This window comes from Paenibacillus faecis, assembly GCF_008084145.1.
Classification (GTDB): domain Bacteria; phylum Bacillota; class Bacilli; order Paenibacillales; family Paenibacillaceae; genus Fontibacillus; species Fontibacillus faecis.
Map to the genome: position 1 here is coordinate 400,618 of NZ_VSDO01000005.1, position 26,722 is coordinate 427,339.

32 protein-coding genes and 3 pseudogenes are annotated in these 26,722 nt (G+C 41.4%); 31 read left to right on the forward strand and 4 right to left on the reverse strand.

Annotation, left to right across the window (positions count from 1 at the left end; genetic code table 11):
* Positions 1 to 48: 48 nt before the first annotated feature.
* The 5 genes and pseudogenes from FRY98_RS23410 (at position 49) to FRY98_RS23430 (ending at position 2,771) form a co-directional block, all read left to right on the forward strand.
* Positions 49 to 723: a hypothetical protein gene (locus tag FRY98_RS23410; protein ID WP_148456681.1), complete on the forward strand. Its 675-nt coding sequence runs from the start codon at positions 49 to 51 to the stop codon at positions 721 to 723.
* Between the two features lie 27 nt (positions 724 to 750).
* The gene (locus FRY98_RS23415; protein ID WP_148456683.1) at positions 751 to 1,233 is read left to right on the forward strand and encodes a hypothetical protein; all 483 of its coding nucleotides are present in this window, start codon (positions 751 to 753) and stop codon (positions 1,231 to 1,233) included.
* A 217-nt stretch (positions 1,234 to 1,450) separates the two neighbouring features.
* Positions 1,451 to 1,777 carry a helix-turn-helix domain-containing protein gene (locus tag FRY98_RS28695; RefSeq protein WP_211373352.1) on the forward strand — a complete coding sequence of 109 codons (327 nt, stop codon included), beginning with the start codon at positions 1,451 to 1,453 and terminating at the stop codon, positions 1,775 to 1,777.
* 267 nt (positions 1,778 to 2,044) lie between these two features.
* Positions 2,045 to 2,284 (forward strand): annotated as a pseudogene (locus FRY98_RS23425) (DNA/RNA non-specific endonuclease); the annotation flags it as partial.
* A gap of 4 nt (positions 2,285 to 2,288) precedes the next feature.
* Positions 2,289 to 2,771: an immunity protein YezG family protein gene (locus tag FRY98_RS23430; protein ID WP_148456685.1), complete on the forward strand. Its 483-nt coding sequence runs from the start codon at positions 2,289 to 2,291 to the stop codon at positions 2,769 to 2,771.
* A gap of 319 nt (positions 2,772 to 3,090) precedes the next feature.
* Here FRY98_RS23430 and FRY98_RS23435 read toward each other — a convergent pair whose 3' ends face one another.
* Complete coding sequence (locus tag FRY98_RS23435; protein ID WP_148456687.1) at positions 3,091 to 3,297, reverse strand: helix-turn-helix domain-containing protein; 207 nt, start codon at positions 3,295 to 3,297, stop codon at positions 3,091 to 3,093.
* A 545-nt stretch (positions 3,298 to 3,842) separates the two neighbouring features.
* Between FRY98_RS23435 and FRY98_RS23440 the strand changes: the two genes are divergently transcribed.
* The 20 genes and pseudogenes from FRY98_RS23440 to FRY98_RS23535 all read left to right on the forward strand — a co-directional run bounded on the left by FRY98_RS23440 (position 3,843) and on the right by FRY98_RS23535 (position 20,002).
* Positions 3,843 to 4,136, forward strand: a complete 294-nt coding sequence (locus FRY98_RS23440; RefSeq protein ID WP_148456689.1) for a DUF6809 family protein — start codon at positions 3,843 to 3,845, stop codon at positions 4,134 to 4,136.
* Between the two features lie 78 nt (positions 4,137 to 4,214).
* Positions 4,215 to 4,763, forward strand: a complete 549-nt coding sequence (locus FRY98_RS23445; RefSeq protein WP_211373353.1) for an RDD family protein — start codon at positions 4,215 to 4,217, stop codon at positions 4,761 to 4,763.
* A 286-nt stretch (positions 4,764 to 5,049) separates the two neighbouring features.
* Positions 5,050 to 5,823, forward strand: a complete 774-nt coding sequence (locus FRY98_RS23450) for a DNA and RNA helicase (RefSeq protein ID WP_148456691.1) — start codon at positions 5,050 to 5,052, stop codon at positions 5,821 to 5,823.
* A gap of 15 nt (positions 5,824 to 5,838) precedes the next feature.
* Positions 5,839 to 6,471 (forward strand): hypothetical protein, encoded by a 633-nt coding sequence (locus FRY98_RS23455; protein WP_148456693.1) that lies wholly within the window; start codon positions 5,839 to 5,841, stop codon positions 6,469 to 6,471.
* A 4-nt stretch (positions 6,472 to 6,475) separates the two neighbouring features.
* Positions 6,476 to 7,906, forward strand: a complete 1,431-nt coding sequence (locus FRY98_RS23460; protein ID WP_148456695.1) for a contractile injection system protein, VgrG/Pvc8 family — start codon at positions 6,476 to 6,478, stop codon at positions 7,904 to 7,906.
* 14 nt (positions 7,907 to 7,920) lie between these two features.
* Positions 7,921 to 8,532 carry a hypothetical protein gene (locus tag FRY98_RS23465; RefSeq protein ID WP_148456697.1) on the forward strand — a complete coding sequence of 204 codons (612 nt, stop codon included), beginning with the start codon at positions 7,921 to 7,923 and terminating at the stop codon, positions 8,530 to 8,532.
* Between the two features lie 3 nt (positions 8,533 to 8,535).
* On the forward strand, positions 8,536 to 9,051 hold the full coding sequence (locus tag FRY98_RS23470) for a serine protease (RefSeq protein WP_148456699.1): 516 nt from the start codon (positions 8,536 to 8,538) through the stop codon (positions 9,049 to 9,051).
* A gap of 62 nt (positions 9,052 to 9,113) precedes the next feature.
* A pseudogene (locus FRY98_RS29100) lies at positions 9,114 to 9,521 on the forward strand (DUF4280 domain-containing protein); the annotation flags it as partial.
* 823 nt (positions 9,522 to 10,344) lie between these two features.
* A complete protein-coding gene (locus FRY98_RS23480; RefSeq protein ID WP_148456701.1) occupies positions 10,345 to 10,947 on the forward strand; it encodes a hypothetical protein in 603 nt (200 codons plus the stop codon).
* Between the two features lie 59 nt (positions 10,948 to 11,006).
* A complete protein-coding gene (locus tag FRY98_RS23485) occupies positions 11,007 to 11,288 on the forward strand; it encodes a DUF4176 domain-containing protein (protein ID WP_148456703.1) in 282 nt (93 codons plus the stop codon).
* Between the two features lie 29 nt (positions 11,289 to 11,317).
* Positions 11,318 to 14,179: a nucleic acid/nucleotide deaminase domain-containing protein gene (locus FRY98_RS23490; protein ID WP_148456705.1), complete on the forward strand. Its 2,862-nt coding sequence runs from the start codon at positions 11,318 to 11,320 to the stop codon at positions 14,177 to 14,179.
* 4 nt (positions 14,180 to 14,183) lie between these two features.
* On the forward strand, positions 14,184 to 14,693 hold the full coding sequence (locus tag FRY98_RS23495) for a hypothetical protein (RefSeq protein ID WP_148456707.1): 510 nt from the start codon (positions 14,184 to 14,186) through the stop codon (positions 14,691 to 14,693).
* A gap of 317 nt (positions 14,694 to 15,010) precedes the next feature.
* Positions 15,011 to 15,457, forward strand: coding sequence for a hypothetical protein (locus tag FRY98_RS29105; RefSeq protein ID WP_225039806.1), 447 nt, complete (start codon positions 15,011 to 15,013; stop codon positions 15,455 to 15,457).
* A 4-nt stretch (positions 15,458 to 15,461) separates the two neighbouring features.
* The gene (locus FRY98_RS23505) at positions 15,462 to 16,031 is read left to right on the forward strand and encodes a suppressor of fused domain protein (RefSeq protein ID WP_148456709.1); all 570 of its coding nucleotides are present in this window, start codon (positions 15,462 to 15,464) and stop codon (positions 16,029 to 16,031) included.
* 178 nt (positions 16,032 to 16,209) lie between these two features.
* A complete protein-coding gene (locus FRY98_RS23510) occupies positions 16,210 to 17,082 on the forward strand; it encodes a hypothetical protein (protein WP_148456711.1) in 873 nt (290 codons plus the stop codon).
* A 359-nt stretch (positions 17,083 to 17,441) separates the two neighbouring features.
* Positions 17,442 to 17,921, forward strand: a complete 480-nt coding sequence (locus FRY98_RS23515; protein ID WP_148456713.1) for a hypothetical protein — start codon at positions 17,442 to 17,444, stop codon at positions 17,919 to 17,921.
* A gap of 65 nt (positions 17,922 to 17,986) precedes the next feature.
* Positions 17,987 to 18,451: a hypothetical protein gene (locus FRY98_RS23520; RefSeq protein ID WP_148456715.1), complete on the forward strand. Its 465-nt coding sequence runs from the start codon at positions 17,987 to 17,989 to the stop codon at positions 18,449 to 18,451.
* A 30-nt stretch (positions 18,452 to 18,481) separates the two neighbouring features.
* Positions 18,482 to 19,174 carry a hypothetical protein gene (locus tag FRY98_RS23525; protein WP_148456717.1) on the forward strand — a complete coding sequence of 231 codons (693 nt, stop codon included), beginning with the start codon at positions 18,482 to 18,484 and terminating at the stop codon, positions 19,172 to 19,174.
* Between the two features lie 28 nt (positions 19,175 to 19,202).
* Complete coding sequence (locus FRY98_RS23530; protein ID WP_225039804.1) at positions 19,203 to 19,484, forward strand: hypothetical protein; 282 nt, start codon at positions 19,203 to 19,205, stop codon at positions 19,482 to 19,484.
* Positions 19,485 to 19,507: 23 nt separating this feature from the next.
* A complete protein-coding gene (locus FRY98_RS23535) occupies positions 19,508 to 20,002 on the forward strand; it encodes a hypothetical protein (protein ID WP_148456719.1) in 495 nt (164 codons plus the stop codon).
* Positions 20,003 to 20,104: 102 nt separating this feature from the next.
* On the opposite strand, the gene FRY98_RS23540 is transcribed toward FRY98_RS23535, so the two are convergent.
* Positions 20,105 to 20,320, reverse strand: coding sequence for a helix-turn-helix domain-containing protein (locus tag FRY98_RS23540; protein WP_148456721.1), 216 nt, complete (start codon positions 20,318 to 20,320; stop codon positions 20,105 to 20,107).
* A gap of 183 nt (positions 20,321 to 20,503) precedes the next feature.
* Between FRY98_RS23540 and FRY98_RS23545 the strand changes: the two genes are divergently transcribed.
* On the forward strand, positions 20,504 to 20,785 hold the full coding sequence (locus tag FRY98_RS23545) for a DUF6809 family protein (protein WP_148456723.1): 282 nt from the start codon (positions 20,504 to 20,506) through the stop codon (positions 20,783 to 20,785).
* Here FRY98_RS23545 and FRY98_RS23550 read toward each other — a convergent pair.
* A complete protein-coding gene (locus FRY98_RS23550) occupies positions 20,782 to 21,123 on the reverse strand; it encodes a winged helix-turn-helix transcriptional regulator (RefSeq protein WP_148456725.1) in 342 nt (113 codons plus the stop codon). The genes FRY98_RS23545 and FRY98_RS23550 overlap by 4 nt on opposite strands.
* 299 nt (positions 21,124 to 21,422) lie before the next feature.
* Here FRY98_RS23550 and FRY98_RS23555 point away from each other — a divergent pair, with 299 nt between their 5' ends.
* A complete protein-coding gene (locus tag FRY98_RS23555; RefSeq protein ID WP_148456727.1) occupies positions 21,423 to 23,444 on the forward strand; it encodes a peptidoglycan-binding domain-containing protein in 2,022 nt (673 codons plus the stop codon).
* An 8-nt stretch (positions 23,445 to 23,452) separates the two neighbouring features.
* A complete protein-coding gene (locus tag FRY98_RS23560) occupies positions 23,453 to 23,680 on the forward strand; it encodes a hypothetical protein (protein WP_148456729.1) in 228 nt (75 codons plus the stop codon).
* A gap of 215 nt (positions 23,681 to 23,895) precedes the next feature.
* Here the strand turns inward: FRY98_RS23560 and FRY98_RS23565 are convergent, their stop codons facing one another.
* Positions 23,896 to 24,645 (reverse strand): SDR family oxidoreductase, encoded by a 750-nt coding sequence (locus FRY98_RS23565; protein ID WP_148456731.1) that lies wholly within the window; start codon positions 24,643 to 24,645, stop codon positions 23,896 to 23,898.
* Between the two features lie 174 nt (positions 24,646 to 24,819).
* On the opposite strand from FRY98_RS23565, the pseudogene FRY98_RS23570 reads away from it, so the two are divergent.
* The 3 genes and pseudogenes from FRY98_RS23570 to FRY98_RS23580 all read left to right on the forward strand — a co-directional run bounded on the left by FRY98_RS23570 (position 24,820) and on the right by FRY98_RS23580 (position 26,719).
* Positions 24,820 to 25,394, forward strand: a pseudogene (locus tag FRY98_RS23570) (TetR/AcrR family transcriptional regulator).
* 375 nt (positions 25,395 to 25,769) lie between these two features.
* Positions 25,770 to 26,315, forward strand: a complete 546-nt coding sequence (locus FRY98_RS23575; RefSeq protein WP_148456733.1) for a hypothetical protein — start codon at positions 25,770 to 25,772, stop codon at positions 26,313 to 26,315.
* Between the two features lie 74 nt (positions 26,316 to 26,389).
* Entirely contained in the window at positions 26,390 to 26,719 is a 330-nt protein-coding gene (locus FRY98_RS23580) for a hypothetical protein (protein ID WP_148456735.1), read from the forward strand.
* The last annotated feature ends 3 nt before the right edge of the window (positions 26,720 to 26,722 follow it).

Here is a 26,722-nt window from a genome sequence, read left to right on the forward strand (position 1 = left end):
AGGCGGTTGTTCAAAAAGTAACTGGATAACATGTTTGGAAAATATTACTTGATTGAGCGTAAGGGAGATAAACCGTTTATTCAGCTTAGTAAGAGCGGAGATGGTGGTACTCCGCCTAAACCTAAGCCTCATGAAGTAGATCCACCATCTCCACCTAAAGATCCTCCTGAGGGGACGGGTGAATTTACTCCTTATACTGATGGAATGAGAAAATATATACCTGAACCAGCACCAGGCCATGGATACCAAGCATTGTTAGAAAATTATTTTGAAATAAGAAAAGTTGGTTTAGATGATGTTGTTACTGTTGCAAAGAATACAGGATTAACAGAACAAGAAGTTATTAATATGAAAAAGCATGTTTTTCTGGATTTACATGATAAAGTATCTTTTGATGGTAAGAGTTATTCGACAAGCTATTTCCAAGCAGATGTTGATTTAGCGTGTGCATGGAAAACCGCTCAAAAGCAAGAATTAACTGTTGCTCAGAAAGAGTGGTTCAGAAAAATGGCTGATCATGAATTGGGGGAGAAAGTATTAATGGATCAAGGATGGCCATTAAGAGATGTGTCCACATATGATCCTATTTCAGGCGATTATCTTCCTGATCCCAGCAAGAGCGCTCATTTCGCAGCACCAGCACAGCCAGGTTCTTTTCCAGGGATTATGAATGATCCGGAATTCAGCTTTAACAGAGCTTTAAAAGACTCAAATGGCTACTAATACAAAATAAGTCGGGTGGTTAAGATTATGTATAGTAAAATAGCAATAGAAAGAATAAATAAAGTAAATTTGACAACTCTTGGTACAGCAGGTACACGAGAAGATTCGAAACTAATGGCAGAGTTTTTGAGAAGAATGGCTATTTTTTCTGTATCCCATAACGTAATGCCTCAAAATCCTTTTGTCATTGATATTGCCAATGAATTGGGTTTTCAAAACAACATAGATACAGAGAAGTTTTATTCTAGAGAAATGCTTGAATATGTGAATAATAACATGTATGCATATTATTTGATTAAATCATATTTAAAATTATCAGTAATATCAGATGAAATTAAAGAAGTTCACAAGTATTTAGATATTTATGATCCAATAATAAGATTATTCGAGAAGGGCGTACATTTTATAGTTAGGTCAGGTTTTATTGATGTTACTAATGTAGGATCTTTTCCAGTTCGTAACTGGTTAAGCCGTTCACAAAACGAACCATTTGATATTAACGATATATAATTTTGAATTTCGATAGCCTTATAGAGCGCAATTAAAAAATGAACTTTTATACTTCAACCACCAAATCGGGTAATTAACAGTAAGATCAACCCAAGGTGGCGATAAAAAAAATAAAACGAAGAAATCGAGTGCTTAAACTTAGCCATGAAAGAAACATCTGATAAACGGTTTTGCGAAAGGTACCTAGCCGTACGACTGCGATTAGAGGGTCATACCTTTGCAGAGATCGGTAATTTACTCTGACATTCGTCAAATCATCAATAACTATTGGCAAAGTTATCAAACCCAGAGTCTGTCCGGACTGGAAATGGGACACTCCTCCCCTGGACAACCACCTAAGCTCACAGAAGAGCAACGCATCCAATTAGCCGCTATGCTGGAGCAGAAACAGCCAGCCGATGTAGGGTTTGAAGCTCGCTACACCATTAGTCCAGGCTATGTTGTAATGATTTCTGAGAGTAAATATGATGAATTAGTAAAGAAGTATATTGATTTTGATTTGTTGGATAAAAAGCAGGATGATACTGCAAAATTTTTTGGTTAAACTACCAGTACGGAATAACCCATCCACTCAACAAAAATTACATATAGCCCATGTAATTCTTGTGAAAATTCTTCTTTTTGTTTTTAGTTATATCAAATGCTTGAATTTTAAATCTATACTAACGTTTTTCCTTTACACCCAACGGGTCAATTATGGTCAGATATCACCAAGGTTGACCTTTTTTGTTAACTATCATAGTGTAACAAGATGCTATAGAAAAAAGAAGATGATGGGGTCAACTTAATAGGAGCGTAGTTTAAAGGACCAAAAGATATTGATAATCTTGTTCCTCAGAATAGTCAGATTAATCGAAGTGGTGGTAATTGGTTTGAAATGGAAACAGAGTGGGCAAATGCTCTAAAAGAAGTGCCACCTAAAAGGGTTACAGTAAAAATTGAACCAGTCTATTCAGGGGATTCGTTGAGACCGGATTTATTTGAAGTAACCTACCAAATTGGAAATAAAAAGGAAGTTACTATAACAATACTAAATCAAGCGGGAGGTTAGTGGGATGGAACAGCAGATGAATGTTCTATATAGAGAGATAGCGGAAACAATAAATGAATTGATACCAGAGGACTGGGAAGATTTTTATTTTAATGGTGAGGTGGAAAATGGAGAAGGAGGAGTTTTCTTTTTCTTCAAACCAAAAAACAAGCATGATTATATTTATTGTCGAGATATTTTAAAGAAATATCATATTAATTCAGAAGTATATAAAAAATCGATGAGAAAGTTATTAAAAGTTACAAACGATCTAAAGAATGTATTTTTAGAAAATGGACAAGAGCCTTGGTTCTCAGTAACTATGAAACTGACATCTGAAGGAAAACTAAAGATTGAATACGATTATACAAAATGGGGAGAGTCTAACTTTGGCCCCTCAGATAGGTTGGAGTATTGGGAAAGTAAGTACCTGAATAATATTCCGCAAGACGAAAGTGATAGGATTAAAATTGATAAAATGAAGGAATTTGAAAATAATAATAACTAAAGATTACAACTATAGGGGTTATTTGCTTTATTTGTTAGCCCATATTAATCTAGTTCATTAACGTGACGGCATAATAAAATTTAAACTTAATAGCGGTATTTTGTTACATATCAAAGGTCAATCATGGCCAGATACCAGCATGATTGACCTTTTTTTGTTGTCTTAGCTTAGTCGTACGCGCCCCCACCGTCCTGGTCACTTTATAGTTCTGAGAACGCAAGGTTTTAGGCTTTCTAGAGTATGTGCATAAGAATTGCCTTTGACTCTACGCCCCATACAGATGCTTATATCCGAGCAACGTGATAATTAAAGCAGTAGTTTATTTTTCAAGACGGATAATATCTCCAACATCGTGTATGCCGAGGCAATCAGCAATTTTTTCGATATGTTCACGATTTATTGAGGTTCTCTGGTTGTTACAGATTTCGCTAATTGCCGCAGGTCGGATACCTGTGAGTTCTGAAAGTTGCTTTTGTGTCATTCCACGTTCCTTTAAAATATCACTCAACCGAATAATCAGATGCATAGGACTCCCCCTCTAAAAATTAATCATAGAATAAATCGATATATGACGCAATCATGCGATATTGACATTACGAAATAACGTAATTATAATATAAATGAAATTACTTAATAACGTTATATCGTAACATCGAAAATGATATATATAAATGGATAAGTCCAATTATCATTACAGGGATAAGTTATCATATCAAGCCTCAATGTTAATTGATGCTGTAGTTATAAGAGTACCCAATTATATATAGTTTTCCTTGGATCGATTATAAATTCGGGAGGTGAAAAAATAAAGAAGCTTGGGTCCCTTCCAATAATCCGAAACGAAATGTATAACGGAGGGCTGGACCAGGCACAGTGAAACCACCGAGTTATGCCAATATTACTTTTACGAAAAAACGAGGTTTAATCGAACTATGAAAAGGAAGCAGCGACCCTACCAATGGAGTTCCGTTTTCTCCCGGCAATTTCTGAGAGGCAGTTCGCACATTTAAACTATCAATGTATAAGTTTTCTTTTTCAGGCGGTGCAATCGATACGAGGAGAAGATGAAAAATGAAAAGTATGTTGGAGGCACTATATTATGGTGAAATTCGTCCAGAAGAAAATATCGTTCCTACGAATCCTGAGTACCGTGAAATAAGCAGAAGAGTATCCGAGGCCATGGGAATGTGGAAAGAGAAACTATCTAATGATGATTTTAACCAGCTTGAAGCGATGCTCGAGTTACGCAGCCAGTCGGAGTCGATGCATGCCACATCTACCTTCATAAATGGATTTCAGCTTGGGGCGTTAATGATGATAGAGATATATGCGGCTAAGGAAGAACTCCTTAATGGATTGGGGTAATTTACAGTAACATGAACTTAGATAGTGCGCGATTTACCAAAAGCTTGTTTCTACTCTGTTTAGTAGGAACAGGCTTTTTTGTTACTTTTCAGGGGGATTAGTTTTGGAAAAAGAGTAATCGCCTGGCTCATTGATGTGCTGGTGATCCAGTTTATTTTGCAAGTATTTCTAATCGGGTTTCTGAATTTTCGTTCGCTGTACTACGACTTCCTTCTAAACCAAAGCGAAAGGATGGATGTCGATTTAGAGGCGATCGGCGGAATTTTTTTTGAGAGTGGGTTTTTTTTCAAATTTGCGGTTGTGTTGAGCGTAATCCTCTCCTGGCTCTATTATGCCGCGATGGAATCATCCAAGCTGCAGGCGACGGTAGGCAAGCTGGCCATCGGCAGCATCGTGGTCGGTGAGATGAATGAACGGATTTCGTTCGGGAAGGCGAGCGGGCGGTATTTTGGCAAAATCATTTCTTCGTTGGTTCTCTGCATCGGCTACCTAATGGTGATCTTCACGGAACATCGGCAAGGGCTCCACGATAAGATGGCCAAGGCGTATGTCGTGGATAAGGAGCGGCTCGCCGCTTATCTGGCCGAGACGGAGAAGAATATGGACGGGGTTACGAAAATAGCGTGAGGAGGGGGACCAGCCCAGCCCCCCACCCGGATAGCGCCTGGTTCCAGGCTTATGAGGAACTGGTGCGGGCGCGAGTAGCTAAATAAGTTGAATTAAGGAAACAGCAATTAGGCAAGAGTGTGAAATGATTCTGGAGAAGCTACAAGCTTTCTGCAAAGAAAGCTGCTTCGGAAGCATCGGCTGCGCTCGCCTTTGTGAACAGCGATCGGAAGAACATTTCACACGGCTGCCTTACATGCAAATCAATAGTTCAACTTATATAAAATCGCGAAAGGAGGCGAAGCCGTTGTTTAACCATCTATTCCCGAAGTTTGAAAAAGGGCGGATCCTGAAAACCGCGATGCTGGAAAACCTGCGCGACTTCCCGCGCGAGGCCCTGGATATCGCCTACCAGGACTATGCGGACGGCATTATTACCGGGGCGACGATCCGGGTCGAGCGCGACACGCTGACGATTGCCCCAGGCATACTCAAGCACCAGGACCGGCTGTATCTGTTGAACCATCCGGTCGAGATCGCGTACCGGGCCACCGGGCGGGAAATGGCGGTCAAGGTGCGGTTTGGGGAAGGCAAGCAGGACAGTGACTGGGTGAGTCACCCCAGCGAAATCGTGCTGACCGAACCCGGAGAGTCCGGGTCTCCCGAGCTTGAACTGTGCCGCTTCAAGCTGAAGGAAGGGGCCCGGCTGCGCCAGGATTACCAGAACTTCCGCGACCTCGCCACGGAGTACAACACCGTTAACCTGCTGCACGTACGCTTCGCGGCGGATGGAGAGAGCACGGTTTCCCCGGTGATCCTGCGGATGTTTGGGGAGGAGATGATGCGGCGGGGGGGCGGAGAAGCGCAGGACTTCTCTTTTGCCATGATGTGCTTGAACGAGGGGGCGATCCGGCGGAATGTCATTTTGCATTACATCGCAAACCGCCTCGGCACCGCGTACAAGGATTACAGCAATATCGAAATCCACAAGTACCTGTCGCGCATCCTCGACAACACCCGCGGCGGCGGCCAGCGGCTGGGGATGAGCGCGGGCGGGAGCTTGCGCATGATTGTGGATTAGGGGAGGGGAATCACAGTGGAACAGTATTGGGATACAAAAATCATTTCTGCTATGAATGAAAGGTTGGATGCTGAGGAACCGGTGGGAGAAGGTTTGAAGGAAGAAATACGACCGGAGACTTCGGAACAACCCGACCTAAATCAGCCGCTTATAGTTATCAATGGAGAGCGGGTTCCTTTTGGAGAAAGATCCATACTTGATGATCGGCTTATCGTGACTGTACCGAAGACCTTTCATGAAATGACTCCCGAAATGGCTTCTCAAAAGTATCCTTCGGAGCATCGGCCAAAGCTGATTCTGACCAACGGGGAGAACACGGTCAACCTGTCTTTCAATCATACTGCCGACACCATTAAGGCGGATGAATTTGACGGTTTGATGGAAGAGATGTCCAAGATCCTCAAGCAGACCCAAAAAATTATCGAATGGATCGAACAAGGGGTGCGGGAGTTGGGGGAGAAGAAGGTGGGATATTTCGAATTTGTCACCCCCGTGATAAACGCCAATTTATACAATCTGTTCTTTTTTGCGGAGTTGGAAGGCACTTTGCTTTTGGTAACCTTCAATTGCTTGAATCAGGAAAAAGAGGCTTGGAGACCTGTTGCAAAAAGTATGCTGGACTCTATTCGCTTTGTAAAGGAGGGGTAAGCTGATGGGGAACGATAGTGCTCTGACCTATCACCAACTGAAAATCAGTCCTTTTGAATTGGTCAATTTACAAGAATTGACGATAACGAAAAAGTTCAATGAACATGCCTATTTCACATTTAAAGGAATGATCCCCGAAGAGCTAAAGGATAGTTACGTTTCCATGAGCAGATCCGATACACCCGTCGTGATTAGCCAGATGGATGAGGAAGGGCAGAGTGCCCCGTTATTCTGCGGCCTGATTCAAAAGATATCGATAAGCTCGGTTCGCGATATTTATTATCTGAATGTGGAGGGGATCTCCTACACCTATCTGCTTGATTTAGAGAAAAAGCGCAGGTCCTTCCAGAATAAAAAAATGACCTACACCCAGTTGCTAGAGACTATGACATCTGAGTACCCAAACCTTGACATTTTGGATGCTGCCACGGATGGAAAGACCCCATTAGGTCATTTCACGCTTCAATATGAGGAGACCGATTGGCAGTTTTTGCGAAGAATCGTCTCAAGATTTCGGACGGGTTTAATGCCGGCAGCTGGATTTGACACGCCCAAGGTTTGTTTTGGATTGCTGGATGGCAGCTCTAAAGGAGAACTTTCTAATTTTAATTATAAAGTCCGCAAGCGAATGGATGCCTATCGTTTAGCCCTTCATAAGCCTAATTTAAAAGTGGCGGAAGATGATTTTGTATATTACGAGGTTGAGTCTCCTAAGGTATTCGATTTGGGGAACGCCATTGAATTCAAAGGGAAGCAGCTTTATGTATTTGAAGCATATACCGTGATGAAGAACGGTTTACTTACGCATCGATATATTTTGAGTACAAGAGAGGGGCTTAGACAACCCACTTATTTTAATGACCAGATTATAGGGGCCTCGATTCAAGGAAAAGTGATCGATGTAACCAAAGATAAAGTAAAACTGCATTTGGATATGGATGCTTCGCAAAAACCTGAAGAAGCGCATTGGTTCCGCTACTCTTCGATGTATACGGCAGAAGGAAACACCGGATGGTACTGCATGCCCGAGAAAGGGGATCATGTGCGAATCTATTTTCCAGGAAATAAAGAGGAAGATGGTTTTGCGACAAGTTCAATGAGAACTCAAGCGGGCGAGAGTGGGAGCGATAAACTAGGTAACCCGAATATTAAGTATTTCCGTACACCGTCCGGGAAAGAACTCATGTTCAGTCCGGAAGAAATTGTAATTACAGGGAAAGACGGTGAGATTTTTATCCGTTTGAGCGAAAAAGATGGCATCGAAATCTCCAGCAGCTTGCCGATTCAGTTGAATACTCCACAAGATTTGGTTATGAACGCGGATCAGTCGATCGTATTTTCCGCCAAAGAAGAAATTCGAATGTCCTGTAAAGAAAGCCAAATCTTATTAAATGGAAATACGAAAATTGTCGGCACGGAGTTGAGGACCAATTAACATCGGAGGAGATCATGGGCGAGGCCAGGTTGAAATTTATTGCAGAAGTTATTAACCCTGCTCGTATGGAAGCCGTGAAGTTATTCAATGAGCATATTAAATCTAACAAAAATGAATGGCTGAACGAGTTTATAAGTCATTTCTGCCGGTTTTGTGTTCAAATTGCAGACGAGCAGAAGCGGGGGGCGAAAGGGAAAATCGCTCATTTTACATACTCCTTGCTGCGGACGCAACTGCAGCAGGATCAGGGTTTGTTTCTGGTAGAGGCAACGGATGCTACGTGGTTGTTGGATCGAACGCCGATTAAATCCATCTATGAAGTGAATTGGGTGATGAAGCCTTTGTTTTGGATGGAGGAGATCTGGGCTCAAAGACTAAAAGAGCAAAGCCATATTTATGCCGGAAAAGTCACTCCTGTCGATTTTGAAAAATTCCGCCTACAAGAAGCGCGAATCATTCATGAAGTTGTTTCTGCTCTAATTCGCGCGGCTCTGCCTGTAGCGGTAGAAACGCAGGAATATGCTGCAGTTGATAAAGAGGATACCTTTGAAATTCGTGTTGGGGGATACATGGACTGGAGCGAAAAAGTGTTTGAAAGTAGAACCGAGCCTGAAGGGAACAACTGATCAATGAACTTGGACTTTTATATGTTGACACAGGACCAGCGAATTGATGGGGCTTTAAAGCCTTTGGGGAGAGTGGACTTGCGACCGGAAGAAGCGAATGATAAGTCCATCCATTTGCAATTTCCGATTCAAAAGGCGGAGAAAGTAGTGGAGGTGGATTTCATTGAAAGACCGCTTCCGTTGATCTCCAATCGTCTTAAACAGCTTGCTGAAAAATTTTGCCCAAGAATGAAATTTGCTCCTGTCGGTTTGATGAATCTTGAAAAAAGGGAGCAGTACTGGTACTGGCTTGCTTCTTTTCCTCAAGTAGCTTGTTTGTCCGCGGAGAGTGAGTTTCATCCGAATGGAACTTTGAAGCGAATCGTCATTGATAGCTTTAAAGCAGGCAATCATCCTATTTTTCAGTTGCAAGGTTCTCGTGAGCATTACATCATCGTAAATCTGATGTTGGCGGAGAGCATACTGCGAAGAGATTTTACGGGGCTGAAACTGATTTCGGTGGAACAGGAAGATCGCTAAAAGAGTCAAGGCATATTCCACCAGGAAAAGGTGTGTAAGAGTCTTGTTAGGGAGGGGTGTAAATGCATACTAAAGGAGTGACACGACCTGAAGGAGATCATATTCCCTATGCTGTTGCGGGAGCGATCGTACACTGCAGCTACGGAACACAGCTTGGCCGTTTGAAACTCCCTTTATGTCACGGAGTGTATACCAAGGATAAGGCCCTTATGAACGTAAATGATTATGAGCCTTTTCAAAATGTGATGCCTTTCGGGTACTGTACAAGCTCTTTAAACCCGGCAGTGGCTAATGGGAGAATCGATATCCTTGGTGTTCGTAAGGCGCCATGTGTCCCCGTATTAACGAAAGAGTGGCTTAACGGTAAGGAAGATAAAATCGTTGATGGATATGCGGCATTGACCAAAGAGTCGACGAATATGTGTTTATATTGCGGCATGATCAAAATCCTGGATGACGGGCAGAATTTGGCACCTGTTTTTAGTGAGAATGTTGATGTTGGGGAATGCAAGGTTCCAGGTAAGGAAGAAGAGGAAGGTTCAGATTCAAATGTATTTCTGGAGTTTCTTTATGGAGCGGGGGACGCGGCATTAACGGATACTACTCTAGGGATCCTAGTCAACGAACCTCAGACGGATCATCCGATTGCCCGGAAAACAGGTGAAATTGTCGGTCACACCGCCACCACAGTTGTCGGGGCTGTGGAAACCATATTGGCTGGTGTAGGACTTGGCGGTTCGGTAGCAATATCCGCAACAGGTGTGGCAGCGCCTGTCGGGGTCCCGGCCGCAGTAGCAGCCGCCGCGGGGGTTGCCTATGGCTCTAGTGTAACCGTACAAGGTGCGAAGAATATCGGAAGCAGCGCCAGCGATTTGTATAGTATGATTAAGGGTGGGGGAGGGGCTTCAAAACCCAAATACTCGTATAAAAATGGGAAATTCGAAAATGCTGGTTATCACGGAAGCACAGGGAATTCGGTAAAAAGTAAAGCACCTCAAGATGGACAATTCGCATTAGATAACTCGCTTGAAATAAAAAGTACAACAGATAGGAGGGTAGGGATAGATTCGAACGGTAATTTTGTCGTATTGGATAAAACAGTTGATGGCGTATACCATGGCCATGTAAGACCTTGGAAAAGTAGCGATCCTAATCTAAAACCACTAACCCAACCTATGAAATCGGCTCTCACAGATGAAGGTTATGTGAGAGTAGTTGGCGGGAAGGGCAAATTAACTCAAAAAGCAATTGACCTTATCAAAGAATTTGAAAGCAAATAAAGGCGGGGGAAAAATGGTCGATACAATTAGACTTGACATATCGAAGTCGCAGGCAATTCTTTTATATTTACCTTGTGAAAAGAAGGACATTGTTCCTACTACCGATGTATTTTTGAAATATTGGCGTGGTGGAAATGTTGAATACGATTTATTTGTTAATGATTTTATTAATGAGGCAGTAAAGCAACTTTATAATTTGCTTACACGAGCAATGAATAATGAGCTTCAACTTAACAAGGAATTTGTTGATAAAGGGGTTGGCTATTACCACAATATTTACTTGCATGAGCTATTTACAACCGATAATAGAGATATTTATGATCCAGCCGAGAAAATAATAGTCTGGTCGACACCTACAGAAGTTGGCATTGAGACATACATTTACAATATTGATGGAGAAATATACCTCGAAATTAGCCCGTTTTATAAATGGGATAGTGATTATCCGGATGACGAAGATGAGTACCAAACTTTTGAGGAATATATAAACCAGCATCAGATGATTGATTTAATCCATATTCGGCGAGATGTTGCAGTGCAGTGGCAAAAGATACTTCATGAATTAATAGAGATTGCTCATTCCAACGAAAGGTACTGGATAGAAAAAAATAAGTGAGTCGATAAGATGTCTTTTTTCAAAATCAAGAAAGTGGAAAAATGAAAGGACTATTTCCTATGCACTTCTTACCCAATGGTTCTATCGTCCAACTAAAAGGCGGAAACAAGAAAATCATGATTTTTGGCCGGATGCAGACCCAAGCGGACACAGGAAAAGTATGGGATTATATCGCCTGTTTGTATCCGGAGGGGCTGGATCCGAATCAATTGTATTTATTTAATCATGAGCAAGTCGATCAAGTGTTTTTTACGGGATACCAAGACATGGAGGAACTGGCTTTCAATCAATATCTTCAGGAGTTGAAGCAACGGGATTTGAAATTGCACGAGGAAGAGTAGAGTTGTGAGGGTTGCCGAGGAGGGAGCTTATGGGGACGGGACAGGCCTACGCCGGATACGGACAAGTCCGGCTTATATCACCTTATGAGATACATACCTTAACGGATTTGCGGATCGAGCAGAATTTGAATGAACATGGGCAATTACTCGTACGGGGAATCATTCCCGATAACAAACAAGATACCTACATACAACTTCCCGTTAGTCATCAAACGATAGCCGTTCAGGAAGTGGACGACCAGGGAGAACCGGGACGGGTTCTGTTTCAAGGATTGGTACAAGAGGTCAGCATCAGTGCCATTCAGGGCGTTTATTATTTGGAATTAAGTGCCGTAACTTACTCGATGCTGATGGATTTGGAGCCGAGAAGTCGTTCTTTTTCGGGGGAGGAAGGGACTTATCGAGACATTGTGGATACAGTTCTGGCTGCTTACGACGGGGCTGACAAGCTTGATAATATCCTGAACAATCAGCGACCGGCGGGAATGGTGTTACAGTATAAAGAAACGGATTGGGCATTTATCCGTCGGATTGCTTCGCAGTTCGGGGCGGCCGTATTTCCGGAAGTCACCGCAGCTTCTCCCAAACTATTTCTAGGAATTCCGGAGGGGCGTTATTGGGAGTTGGCGCTTCAACCATATGTGTTGCATCGGGATCTGGCTCGGGAGGAAGAAATAAGGAAGCAAACGATCCACCAGGAAGGCGAAATCGATGAACAAATTTACACGGTGGAGACAGAGCAATTATATAAATTGGGCGACAAAATACAATTCTTGGAGAAGGAGTTTACCGTTGTCGGGTTTACTGGGCAATTTAAAGCAGGCCGGCTCGTGTATGAGTACCAATTCACACCTAGTGAAAAAAACTTGCAAAAACCTTTATACAATTCGCCCTTAATAGGCAGTTCCCTGGACGGTACGGTGGTCGAGGTAAAAGGGAGCGAAATTCAGGTCCATCTGACCCTCGACGGTGAAAGAGAGGTGAGACATTGGCTGGCCTATGAAACTCCTTATGCGGCTGAAGGGCATGGGGGCGGATGGTATAGTATGCCGGAGTCCGGTGACGCTGTTCGTGTCTATTTTCCATCGGTCAGAGAAGAATCGGCGATCGTCACAAGTTCGTTTAGAAGGGCGCCTCTGCCTAATAGAGCTTCAGATCCGGCAACGAAAGTATGGGCCACTCCTTTCGGGAAGGAGATGCGGTTTCAGCGTAGTGATATTACCGTAAGCGCAAGGCAAGAGAGAGTATTCCTGAAAATTGACGACAAAAGCGGATTAACCTTCCAAAGTGAGCATGACCTGATTCTCAAGAGCCATGCAGATATTTTAGCTTCCGTAAGCAGCCTCCGAGTCAACGCTGGAGAAGGCATCTATGTACATTGCAAATCCAGCAGCATGATTCTGGATGGGGAAACGGACATCAAGGCCGGGAGCTTACAGGTGGAAGGACTAAAAAAATCACCAGTGTACATAGAAGACTTGCCTCCCGTACCCGAGGTGCCGTTTGTCGATGAAGTTGCCTCAGAGGCGGGAAATACAGATAAAGCAAGTGGACCAGTCGGGATCTTGGGGATGGCGCAGTTAGGTTTGCAAGTGGCCGGCATGTTTCCTAGGGTGGGTGCAGCTGCAACAGGGGCAAGAGCTGGCTTAGGAGTGGCTCAAATAAGCAGCATTGCCATGTCTGTTGCATCAAGCCTTCCTTTTGTAGGGGGGGCGATCCGGGCAGCGAATTTAGGCAGGTCTCTAGCAGCTTCGCATAATCCGTTTCAAGAGCAGATCGATGCAATGCAACGGCTTGGGTTTGAACTGGCGGGTGCGGGACTCATGGGGAAGATGTTTATGGCTGCCCGCGGCGTAAAAAGCGATATGACGGCTGAAGAGTTTGTTGAGCGATTGAAGCGGGAAATGAATGTGAGTGTTAGCCTCAGAGGAGACGAGGAAATACCTGAATGGTGGTTTGAACCAGCAAAGAAGGATCCTATTGATAAGTTAGTTGATAAATTAATATACTGGGTAACGGGAGAGGAGCCGGAAGAGAAGACTCAATTAGAACAAGTACTATCAGCGCAATTTGCAACCATGTCATTAGAACAACAAATTTTCGCCACAGAAATGTCGAATGATTTCTATGCTATAGGCAGGGGAACGGCGTCTGTAGATAGAGTAGAGGAAGTCTTTACACCAGGTTTTACCCCAAACAAACCGAAAAACAACCGTAATCCTAAGAGTCCTATGTTTGGGAAGGACTGGTACGAGGACTTCAAGATAAAGTATGGAAAAAATAATGTTGAATGGGTAACAAATGAGGAAGGAAAATATAAGTCGGTAAACCCTAAGAATCCAATATTCGGTAATGAATGGTATGATTATTTTAGGGGGAAATATGGTGATAAAAACGTTATATGGGAGAATGATAAAAATAAGCCAAATAATAGATTTCTTAATTCACCCCCCCTTATACAAGTTCAATATGGTGAGTCTGATTTAAGCGCTTTGGCGAAGAATTATCGTATTGAGAATAAAGCATTTGACTTAAGAAATCTCGTAGTAGCAGAGGTTGAAATAGACGGTGTTCGTACCTTGAAAATTGTAGAAAGTACATCGCGGCCAGTTATCAAAAAAGATGGAACTATAGAATTTAAAAAGGTACATTCCGAAAAAGTTTTAGTAGAAGAAAAAAAGGCTGCTGAGTTAAATGGAAAAACATATAAAGTTTACAGAGTATATACTGAAAGAGAGCCGTGCATTCTTGGTGGACATAATTGCAAAGAGTTACTCGCTGAAGAATTTCCTGATGCTGAAGTAACCTATAGTGTTGAGTATGGCGATAAAGCCTCAAGAGACCGAGGAAACGCTGAATTAGCTAAAGAAATAGAAAAAATAAAGGAGTAAATATATGGATTTTGATATTAAAGAAATTATTAAATACTATGGAGAAGATGTATGGCAATATAAATTAAATGATTTGCTTAACGTGGGAATAAGTCGTGAAAATGCAAACTTTATTAGTAGTAGCGGATTACCAAAAGTTTTTTCTGATTTTATATTTTTTGAATTCGAAAAATTCGAGAAAATTACCTTTAAAAATACCAATATAATAAAAATTGGCCAATTCTCTTTTGGTGAGCATGGGTTATTTCTAAAAGAAAATGAGGATGAACTTTTTGCTAGCTCGTCCTATCATGAGCCTGAAATATATATAATGAACAAAAATATAGAGACATTTTTTTTGTTCCATCTCATTAAAAATAAGATAGCAATAAATATGATAGAAAGGAATAAATTCAATTCATTTGATTATGCTCTGGAATTAAAAAAAGTATATAATGAGAATGATTACGTAGCTATGGAAGATCAAGAAGGATATTGGTCGCATTTGGTGGAAGATTATGAAACTGGATTATGATTTATGTGTAATGGATGATCTATGAAAAGTGTGACTAGATAGGCTATTGTAATTCACTAATAAATAAGAGAGCCTCTATATAGGTAAATACTTATAAAGCGGCTCTCTTTATTACAACAATTCATAAATATAATGTAGTAATATAATTCACTTTTGATCGCTGGAGCGATTTTGAAAAAAGTGCACTAAGGAAAGAGTACGACGTAAGGGAGTTATTAGTCCTGAAAAATGAAATTTTATTATCGCGAGGAATAAATGAGGGGCATTTACCGCAAATATATATATCAACAGTATATAAAAGTGGGTGTAAGATAAAGATGGAACATTCGTTTCCTGAATTTGTTACCGGAGAGGCTATAAAAAACCTCCGCAGTAAAATAGAATTTCCAGATGATATTCCTTTTCAGGACTGGGAGTATATTGTGGCCGATCCGACAAGATTATCGGAATTCATTTCATATTATGAAAGTCTAGAGCTAAGTGTTGAAGAAAAATTCGCCCTCATGATCGTGATTGTCGGTTCATATAACGATGCAATATCTGACGGCGAAGAACAAAATGCGGCGTGGCAGAAAATTAGATACTTTCTTACAAATGATGCTATGATCCACTGGAATACAATTATCTATTGGGCGCTGCTGGATGATGAGATAGATTTAGAGGATTGTTTTGCAGTAACACCACAAATGCGAGAAATAGTAGATGATCTTGGAAGCTTCTCCATTGAACAAGGCAGTCTACAAAATCTTATTATAAAGGAATAAAAACATGATTAACTATGGAGAACTTTATTATGACCATTATAGCGATTTTTTAAGGGAGCCTATTGGCCGGGAGGTGTTTAAAAGTACTAATGAAATGCCAAGTATACAGATTCTCCGATATGAAAATGTTTTTGAGCAGTGTTTGGTATACAATTCACTTGGACTAAGTAAGTATGAGGAAATCGTAGGGGCCAACGTTGAGGTATCCATGGTAGTTGATGGGGCTTTTAGGAGTACGGGATATCTTCTAGCAAGCACTTTATTTTATTGTATCGGTAACAAAATGCAAATAGGTACTGGGTTAGCGATACGGGGCATTGAAAACCTGGATCCCACGTTTGTTCAAAAATACAATAAAAGCGCAATATATTTTACTGAACCCTACGCTTTTCCGGAAGAATATAGTGTTGTTCGTACTCATACTAACGATGAGGTTGGCAGAATACTATCGGTCTTCTATATCTCTCAATCAGAATTTGATTATTTTGCTAAATACGGAGCAGAAAAATTTGAGGACTTATTGGAGGAAAACAACGTCGACCCCTTTAATGTAAATAGACAATCAGCAGTATAAAGGGCATTCTTAGTCTGAATTTCGTGAAAAGTACAGGCTCATTCCAACTTGATCTATGAGTTAGGAGTGGGCTTTTTTGGTTTAAACGCGAAAGTTAATATTTGCTAAATAATCTAGGTGGATTTTCCGATATCACCTGTATGTCTTTAAATATACAAATCATAGGAGCTTAAGTACCATGAGGTGGAAGAGAGAAGCAAGCCTAGCTGAAAGAGTCAGTGCTGTGAATGAAGTATTCCGTTATTTAACGCAGGATCATGAAACAGAGGAGTATCTCACTTTTTTTACTCTACTCGAAAAGATGAAGAATATCCCTCCTTTACTTGATTTTTATGGAGAAGAATTCGTTCAGTACCTCATAGAACTTCTGCCTAAAATTGAGGATAAGTATGATAGGGCGCTATTAATCGAGACGCTTGTCCAGTGTTTCTACAGTTGTGAAGCAGTCGATAAGTCATACTGTCTGGAACTCCTTGATGAATATATGCTATGTGTGCGTGAATATGCTGCCAATATCGATGACATTATTCAATGTTTGTATGGTTTTTTTCATGCCGGGATTAGCAAAAGTGAGGCTGTCGTAAAGTTAGTTGAAAATCTGGACAGCAAAGAGTATTTATTGCGAATACTCTCACGGTTAGAAATCGATGATTCGGTGAATGTGTCAAAGGATCGATCGGAATGGTTAGCTGAGGCAAAGGAATTGTCTAGTATAAGCTGGCGTTCCGGAATTATTGCCCAGTTCTTATTATTGGTGCATCCTCATGTTCGGAAATATGCGGAAGTCAGCCAGATAACATTCTTGTATGACTCCTATGCGGGGGTATACGCGGACTGTTGGCCCAGAGGTTTGCTTCCGAATAGAAAGGAAACCCTGATTGCGGCAAACGTGCTGTCAATAAAGGAAATACGTATTCTGGAGAGGCTCGACGAGTTAATTAATACGCAGAAAAAGGATTTGGATTCGCCGGAAGTAAGGAAGTTATATGATGATTTTTTCGAAGGCAAAGATCCATTTGAGGTTATTTTTTCGTTGCAGGGAAAGGAGTAAGGAATGAATACTCGGTCGATCTTAAAAAAAGGTTCGCAACTACTATATCCTCGAGCGGTTTGATTTATTGTGGAAAATTGAAACTTGGTTTCGAGCCGATCATAAAGCCGAGGTTAAACAGGCGGTAAGAAACAACCAACATTTCTCTTGTATTGTTTTGAAGGAAGGTCAGGGATTTCAGAGGGACTTGCGGGTTTTCGATTGAAGACTGGTGGAAAATAGGGTTATTTAAATTATCTTGGAGAAGTAGTTATCAAGAATAAGTTTCAAAATGTGGGTCAATTTCACGAAGGCGTTGCCGGAAGATGGATTTATAAACCTGATTCTTTTGATCTTTGGTAGGGGGAACTGGATCGAAAATGGGAATTTCAACGTTTTTATTGTTCGAATGTGGAAAAAGTATTGCGGCAAACGACCTCCTGTGGAGCATTAATAACCTTTGCATACGTGATCACCTTTACTTTGATACGGAGGAAGAAAAATATACGATTAACGGGGATCTTAAATACTGTCGTGTTTATATCAGCGATTTTCCATTCACAGAGGAGTGTTCGAGACCGCTTTGTTTTAGCCTGTTTGATGAACCTTATGAATATCAAACCGTTAGTTTCAAATGGGATGATACAGGTGAGGAATATTTCAAGGCCATGGAATCCGATGATTTTTGGGAGAATGAAGATCTGCTATTGCGATTCGTTTACGGTATTCTGAAAGTTTATCCACGTGCCAAAGTATGGGTAGAAGAAGATTGGTTCTATACACTCGAGGACTTGGAAAAAATAAAGAAACAACCTTACGATGGTAACTGGTGCTATAGACATCCAAAATTAAGTTCCTGATAGAATGGGGGGGCTTATCCTTATCTTCAGGGAACTTTGCAAGCCATTTATGGAGGTGGATTGGAATGGACTACGATTTATTTCTTAATACTAAGCTAGATGTTATGAGTTTAGGGGATCTATTAAGTAAAATGCTGAGTGGTATATTGAACGAGGAAATAAAGTGTGTAAAGGTACGGAGTGAGCTAGGATATCATTATTTATATGTTAATGGTAAGTATTTTACAATACATATTGAGTTAGATGATGAAGACAGAGAAGAGTATCGTGAGATGAATGCCAGATATCATTACGTCGATACAAATATTCATATTAGTGTTCAATTGCTTTCAAAAACATTTGAAATTGGGTGGTTGAAATTGCTCGAGTTGATTGGTCGCTTATTGAAGGCTATCGCTGGAGATATACTCTTATTGGATGACTGTTCTTTTTCGGTAATGAAAAGAAAAAATAGTATCACGCTGGTTAACACTAACTTGGATGAGTATCGAATTAAGTATATTACTAGGGAGAATTTAAAAAAATTCTGAATTACTCATTTCGAGAAGTGAACTTTGCGAATGAATAGTGGGAACGAGGATCAAACAATAAAGGGGGAGAAGAAGATAGAAGTCAAGAGATTTGGCAATCCCCAACTTTTCTCTATTGAGTATTCCCTTTTGGATAATCCTATTGATGATAGTGGATATTTAAAGGAGTCATGGGGAAACTTTGCACTAATCGTTGATGGTAAAAATATTTGTGAACATGAGGTCGAAAATGAAACCTATAAATATGTTTGGTATTTGGACAATATTGTCGGTTGGTTCAGTAGTAATTTAATTTATGTTTTGGGTTATGACCCTTATCCACTCCCGGTGAAGGGAGATAGCGTGCAAGAGTTGATTTTAAATAGTGAGAGACACGTTCCGGAAGAAGATGACGAGGAGTACTATTGGTACCATGCAAAGAGTTCGTGGACAATGCGGCATAATTGGTTTTCAAGTAGAGGAGGCTCCTATTTACCTAATATATATTTTAGACGTGTCGAGCGGGAAATTGAAATAGTGTGGGATAATTCTATCTATAGAGATAGTCAGGTTATTTTTAGTCAAGCAGATGGCAGCGTGCGTCTCCCGTTAGGTGAATTTAAAAAAGTTATTTTTGGGTTTCTAAATGATTTCTATCCAAATTTATTAGATAAAATTCCCCAATCTAGGACTGCTGACCGGCAAAGCATTGAGCGTATGTGGAGAAAATTCAAGTTGTTATAAGAATAGGGCTTGGAATGAGGGGTTGAATATGAATCCTTATATATTATCTTTCACAAGAAAGTTCGATCCTTACTTCGATCAAAAGGAAATTTTAAATATGATTTATTTACATGATGAGGAGGATAACGAGAGGTTAGATCATGTGTTTTTCCTTGAGCAGGTTGATGGCGGTGTCGCTGGCATATATGTAAGAGGCATGAATCCATTGATTTTAGGAAGTCCCAAGTCAGTGAAATGCTGGGGAACAGGTTTCCGGCTGAGGAGGTTATTACATACGAGAAGAAAAGCGAGAGTGGCTGGGAAAAGATAAACTGAAGGAACAGGTGATGCAAAATGGTACATATAATTAGATTTAAAAATAATCTTGGAGAGTTTGGAGAGTTTATTAATGAGGAATGCATAACTAATGATGAGGAATACAGTAAAGAATTTTACTCTGCAAAAGATGAATTAATTAAAACGGAATTAATTAAAAAAGGTGCTGTGCTCGTAGTTAGATACGAAAATTGTGGAACAAACTTTGCGGAACTTTTAGCAGTGCATTTAAAAGAGTATGGGAATGTAACCGCAGACTTTTTAGCAGTGCAGGAAACGACAAACGAAGGATATAAGAAACGCGGGCATCTGTTTGAAAATGGGAAATTGCTTTTTGTTCGTGAAACGTACTACGATTCGCTGGGCGATATAGTTAAGGAGGTATCGTTATACTCCAAGAACAACTATGAACCGACAATGGTTGAATATTATGAATATGACGATCAAAAAGAGTTGATTGGCATTACTCAAAAAACGATGGATGGAAGGGTCATATCCCATATCGATTTTTGAGATTGCGGATGGGGGACTTGCCCTTAGATAGATTGTGTAAATATAAAAAGGCCTATTCCCATTACATGATAGAGGAATAAGCCTTTTTTGCTTTCAGCCATCTTAATCTTCTTCCACTTCTTCCATTATCAGAAGTTCATGCAAGCCAATGTTAAGCGTTTTGCAGATTTGTTCCAGGGTATCAAAATAGGCGGCATTGACTTTATCGGAGCAAAGATGACTAATCGTGCTTGGTCGGATGTTCATCCTACGTGCGAGTTCCCGTTGGCTCATTCCCCGTTCTTCTAAAATCTCCTTCAAACGAAGCCGAATCGGCATTGAAATCCACCTTTCTAACGGTTTTGACCCTCCATTTTTTTCTAAAAAAAATCCCTAATGCCCTCTTGTTTGTAACGGAGGAGCGTGATAGAATGAAAATGTGGTACGGAATACCGTTACATAGCATTTATCAAGACTTGAGTCACTGACACTGAAGTTCATTAATAAAAGGGAGATGATAAAGTGAAAAGTGTCCTGGAAGCACTCTTTTACGGTAACCTCCGTCCAGAGGAAAACATCCTTCCCCAAAATCCCGAGTACCGCAACATAAACAATAGCATATCCGATGCTATGTGCTTCTGGAAGGAAAAACTGTCTCCCGACGATTTTAACCAGCTAGAAAAGCTGCTCGATTTACGCGGTCAGTCGGAGTCGATGTATGCCACCGCCTCATTTGTGCACGGGTTTCAGCTGGGAACGTTGATAATGATGGAAGTATGCGCCGCAAAGGAAGAACTTTTTTAAGTATGTTGATTCTTCGCTCCCCACTCACATAATCCTTCCAGCACGGGCAATAAAGTTTCCGCCTTTTCGGTGAGGCGGTACTCCACCTTCGGGGGAACTTGAGGGTATTCTTTTCTCAGGACCAGGCCGTCCGCTTCCAGTTCTTTGAGCTGCGCACTCAAGGTTTTATAGGTAATCGCCCCGATTTGGCGTTTCAGATCATTGAAACGAACCGGTTGATTCTCTGCCAAAAGATAGATGATCACCATTTTCCACTTGCCGCCAATCACGGAAAGGGTATAGCCAAAAGGGGTGTCCTCGATCCGCCTAACCTTTCCTTTATAGTCCGTCATCCCCATATCTACACTATCCTTTCGGGTAATACCTACCAAAGAAGTACGTACTGCTAATTTCAGTTGTGTTCAGCTTATCTTAACTTCCCTTTGAAGTAAAGGAGCTAGTTCATCTGCATCATGATAAAATTTTCCAACCCTGCTATTCTGGTCTTAGCATTTGTAAATAAATGTAACGGGTAAAGCGGGTGAAGGAAATGAGCTTGAAGCAAAGTGTCGATCCGGATCGGCTGCTTCAGTTATCTAACGATATGAGGCGTCTGGAACAAATTTTGGAGGAACGGGTAACGAAGCTGGAGTCGGAGTTGAGGAATGTCGCCTCTCAAGTGAGGGCGGGTTATCCGGAGTATGGCGTGCAATCGGCGCTTGCTGAGGTCGAAGCCGTGCTGACGGACACTCGAAACCACGCCAGGCAATTACATGATCGTTTACATAGTAAGGGCCATGCACTTAAAACGGCGGCGGAAGAGTACATAGAAGTCGAGCGTAAGAGCCAGGATCTTGTGAAGAAGAGCCTGCTGAAATTCGTTATAGGACCCAAGCAGCTATCTCAGCGCTTTTTTGACTTAGTGAAACGATATAGTCCATTCGACCTGGTCAAACTAGCCCTGCAGCAAGCCAAGGAACTCACGCTTCAAGCGAAACTGAGCCGGTTTAGGGAAGATGAGCAAATCAAGGCGTACTTGGAGATGCTCCAGCATGGAACGTTGGAAGAACAGCGATTGGCGGAACAACAGCTTACGCTGATCGTGAACGCTTTTGACCGAATCGCCCGGTGTCAGATGGAATATGCGGTCTATGGCAAATTCGGGAATGCCAAGTATATGGAGGAAGTGCATCAATTGGCGGTTGAGGCCCGGGCCCAGCTAAAAGAGTTAGGGGTGTCGGAGAAGTGGTACGCCGCGGAGGTCGATTTAAGGGCGCTTTATTCCGGGTCGCCTTTGGATGCCTTGAGATATGATCCGTACAAGACCGACGGCTCGGTGATGCCGACCATAAGCGAGCAGCGATTTGCTATCGCTTTGGGGATGACCCATAGCAAGTATCAAGCCTGGGCGCGGGAACGTTATGACCAGATCGAGGCGGGTGCGATCGCGGCGGAGGCCAAACGCAAGGAAATCGCCCTGAAAATGGCACAGTATAACGAAGCCATACCGAAACCGAACATCGAGTATGTGCAGCAGCATTTAGCTGAGAAGGGGCTTTTTCACGGTGAGATTACGGGGGAGTATACTCCCGAACTGCTGCAAGCGATCGAGGCCTTTCAAGCGGAGTTCAACAGCAGCGAGCTTGCGAAGGAACTGCAACACAGCTTTGGGGTTGATGGTAAAATAGACTACAAGCTGCTGAACCTGATTTATTTGGAAAAGGGACTCATCGAGCAGACCCCTAATCTTTTTAATATGTGCTATATTCCGGACATGTTGGGAAAATCCAAAGACACGAGAAACGGATTTGAAAAGTCCATCGACAGCTTCAAGGAAATCGGCTCCGATATGCTGGCCGCCTCCGATGCGCGGTTTCAGAAGGCGTTTGATTCGCCGGGCGATTTTTTGAACTACCTGACCATGGGCATTCCCAAGGGGATTTACGATGGCTATGTAGCTCGAGGGGAGAAGCGGAACGAATCAACTTATGACTATATAGATTGGTTATCTTCAGGGGTATTATCCGGGGTGCATCAAACGTTTGTAGGTGCCGTTAATCCGGAAGAAGCCTATTCCAAGGAGCATTGGCTAAACAGCATCGGCCTGGCGGCTATGCTTACAAGTCCGGTTAAAATGAAACCCACCAAGCCTTCCATTCCCGATTTGAATAAAAGTAGTGGAGCGTTTAAGGTTAACACGACTACGGAGTTGGATAAGGTAGAGGGGAAGGGGATTGAGGGGACGAAAGAAGCTAGACCAAGTGAAATGTTTATAAACGACTTTGCGTTAGATGGTCAGCGGATTGCGCCTAAAAATTTGCATCGTGAACTTAGAAAGTCGGAGATTGGAAGAGAAACACTTGACTTAATTGTAGAAAATAAAATTAGAATCCTATTAGATTACAGTAAAAAACAAGGAGTATATGGACAGGCGTTTGGAGCTGATAAATCTATTGTTTATGTGGCAAATACACAATCGGTACAAAAGACGGCACAAATAATTATACATGAAGTTACCCACAATAGAATCAACTCGGCAACTTATACTCGTAGGGAAGAAGTAATAGCGCATATTCGAGAGGCGAAACACCTAAATCCGAATTTATCATTTGGGGAGATTCGGAATATCATCAATCAGGTGGATAGACTTTATCCGGAGCTACCATACAGAAAGGAGTAAAGAAAGATATGAATGAAAATGAATTTATAAAGGAGATTAGAGTTTTACAACAAATTGCTGATAGAGCTATGGCTGGAGAAGAAGTGTACTGTCCAAAGTGTGGTGAACTGCTTATTATAAATAAATTGGGAAGTGGGAAACATCCTTCTGTTTTTTGTCCAAATAACGATTTCAAAGTAATGATTGACTATAAAGGGAACAACGTGATTGAAAATTTGGGTTTGGATAAAAAATAAACTCATAAATAATATGTATGGAATTTATCGAGAATTAGTGGAGGTCTGTTCACAACAGTATGATCGAATAATTCCACAATGCGAGCTAGGGACTGTACGCAAACTTGTTTCCTTAATTTACAGTTTGCGTACACACCCTAGACTAAAATCCTCGTCATATCCCACGGAAGATAGAGGCTTCGTGAACGGAGAAGACTCCCCGAGGCTGGGCTGGATTAATGAATCTTTGGAGGTTCAGACTTCATCGTATCGTTAAGCTGGGTCACAAAAACCCCCTCGTTCGGGCCAGGGTTATTTCGAAACATTTTCGCTTCTTCGACCACAACTTCATCTGTTTCCGTACCAAGTATCTTTATCGTTGCTTCAATGTATGCCGCAAGTGGCATGGCACGCGGTTCATTGTTGTTGCTTTGAACCCATGGCGGCACCATCTCTATTACTTTTACCGATGTGTCTTTAAGCAGGTATCTTTGGGAAAGTGTATAGGTATGAAGTGCTGCCTTCGTCGCGGAGTATACAGCAGTTGCCGCTAACGGAACAAATCCAAGTATCGAAGTTGTGTTAATGACAACGGCTTCTTCCTTGGACTTCAGATGTTCGATTAACGCAGAAGTCAACCGAATCGAACCTAGCAAGTTTGTGGCGACTGTCGAAACCAAAACATCCTCATTGATCACACCCGCTGCGTTATCGGGTTGAATGATGCCTGCGTTGTTAATCAAGACATTCAAATCCGGGAATTCTTCGATTAATTGCTTGGCTGCCCCCTCTATACTGGCAGGGTCTTGTACATTTAATTCCATTGCGGACATGCCGGGATTCCCTTTGATTGTCTCCTCCAAACGCTCTTTACTTCGGCCAGAGATAATAACTTTATTTCCAAGATGGTGGAGTGCTTCTGCTAACGCACGTCCAATCCCCGAACCGCCACCGGTAATGAAAATCGTGTTTCCTGTAAGTTTCACGATCATACCCTCCTCTTGATTTGAACACATGTTGAATTATCAAAATATGTTTTATATAGTGAATGTATCAGGGTGATAAATGGGGCTCAATGGTTAAAACGAGCTCGGTTGTTGATTTTTCAACAGCGGGCTTCGAAGTGATCATTTTGGGGATAGGATAAAGGGGAGAAGGATATGGCCAGGCGTATTCAAAAATCGAGACAAGCGATTATGGATGCTTTTATGAGGTTATGTCTGAAAAGGAATTCGAGAGCATAACGATCAATCAAATTGCGATAGAAGCAAATGTCAATCGAGGAACGGTGTATTTGCATTTCAATGACAAGCACGATCTGCGCGAGCAATGTATAGCAGCTCAAATTAACCAGTTACTTCGACATTGTATGTCTGGAGATGACCTGGTTCATCTCCCTTCCAAAACCGCATTACTTCACAGTTTTGAACATTTGGAACAACATGCTTCTTTCTACTCCTTAATGCTGAAGAGTAAGGGAAGCACTGTATTTCGAAATCAAATGGAGACCATGTTCGGGGAAAATCTGAGTGAGTATCTGGATTCAATCAATCTCGATAAGGAAATAAACAGGGACATTACGGTACAGTTTTTAACTTCAGCAACAGTGGGTATATTGGAATGGTGGATAATCCGTTCGATGCCATATCCCCCATCGGTCATGGTTGAACAATTTTGGAATTTACTGAACCGAGGTGTCGAAGGACACGAACATCATTCCATTAGAAGCCGCTAATTTGCTGGCTTTTTTTGTATTATTGAAGGCCTGAAAATTAATGAGGAGAGAAGTAACAAATATCATTGGTGAAGTAGATAAAAATAAATGCAATACATTAATCAGATTTGGAAGAATTGGAGATTTGATAACAGTAATTTAGATGAGTATCGAATATGGTATATGACAAAAGAAAATTTAGCGCTATTGAATTACCCTTACGAGGAAGATGGTTTTTAAACGTTCTATTATCAATAGATTGTAGTATTGGCCCTGAGTAGAAGAATTGCTGCATGATTTTTACAGATATATGGGCGGGGTCCTATTTAAACCCCAATTAAATATCGAAAGGAGATATTAAGTCTGTTTATCTTATTAGAACATTCCTTACGTCCTTTGAAACTTCGAGATAAAAAAGTCACTCCATCAACTATAATCCCACTGGATGTAGAACAACTGAGAATTACGGAATACACGGGAATCAGAAGCGGCAAAAGGGTCAGTGCTCTGAATTTCGGCGGGCATATCATCCCCACTCCCGAAGCTAAAGATGCGTTTTATTTATCAGAAGTAATTCCTGCAACCTTAGACGAATCTGGATCAAGTGCTACAAATGGGGATATTTTCGTACCTTCCAATGAGGCCAGTACTGTTGAGTTGCTATCAATAAACGATATAAAAGTAATGAATTGGCCCGATTCAGTAAATGGTTACTGGATATCCGTAAGGTTTTATCAAAAGGACGAACTTAAGGGTAAAGGCTGGTTCCACATAAATAATGGAGCCGGCGAAGCTATATTGTTGAATGGAAAATTACAATACGATAGTCCGACTATTGTTAGGGCGATGCGTCCTCTTTTTCAAAAAACAGTTGAATGTGAATGCCATGACTTGGTGAGTAAGGAGTATTGGAATTACAGACCCGATGTTGAAACAGGATAGATTCCCTAATCATCATCCAAATTTTAAAATTGGTTAATTGGCATTTCGGTTTATATTAAATGGAGGCCGATGAAATGTGGAATGATAGAGACGATACACTTGAACAAGTATTCGACCGTATTATGGATAAGAAAGCAGGAGATGTTCCGTTAATTTGTCCGGTTTGCGGGAGAAAACAGGTACATTTCTATTTTCACAAGTGGAATGAAAAGTCCCCTAAAGGAGGAATGTGGATTTGGTGCAGTGGTTGTAAAAGCTTCTCACATGGTACTGTACAAGTACCTGAGTGGTGGGAAAACTGCAACGAAATCTCGTTGAATAAGCTGAATTCACTACCTGATTATTTAGAAGATCATAAAGAAAAGATTGATCATTATGTTAATGAGTTACGAAAGAAAAACTGAGGA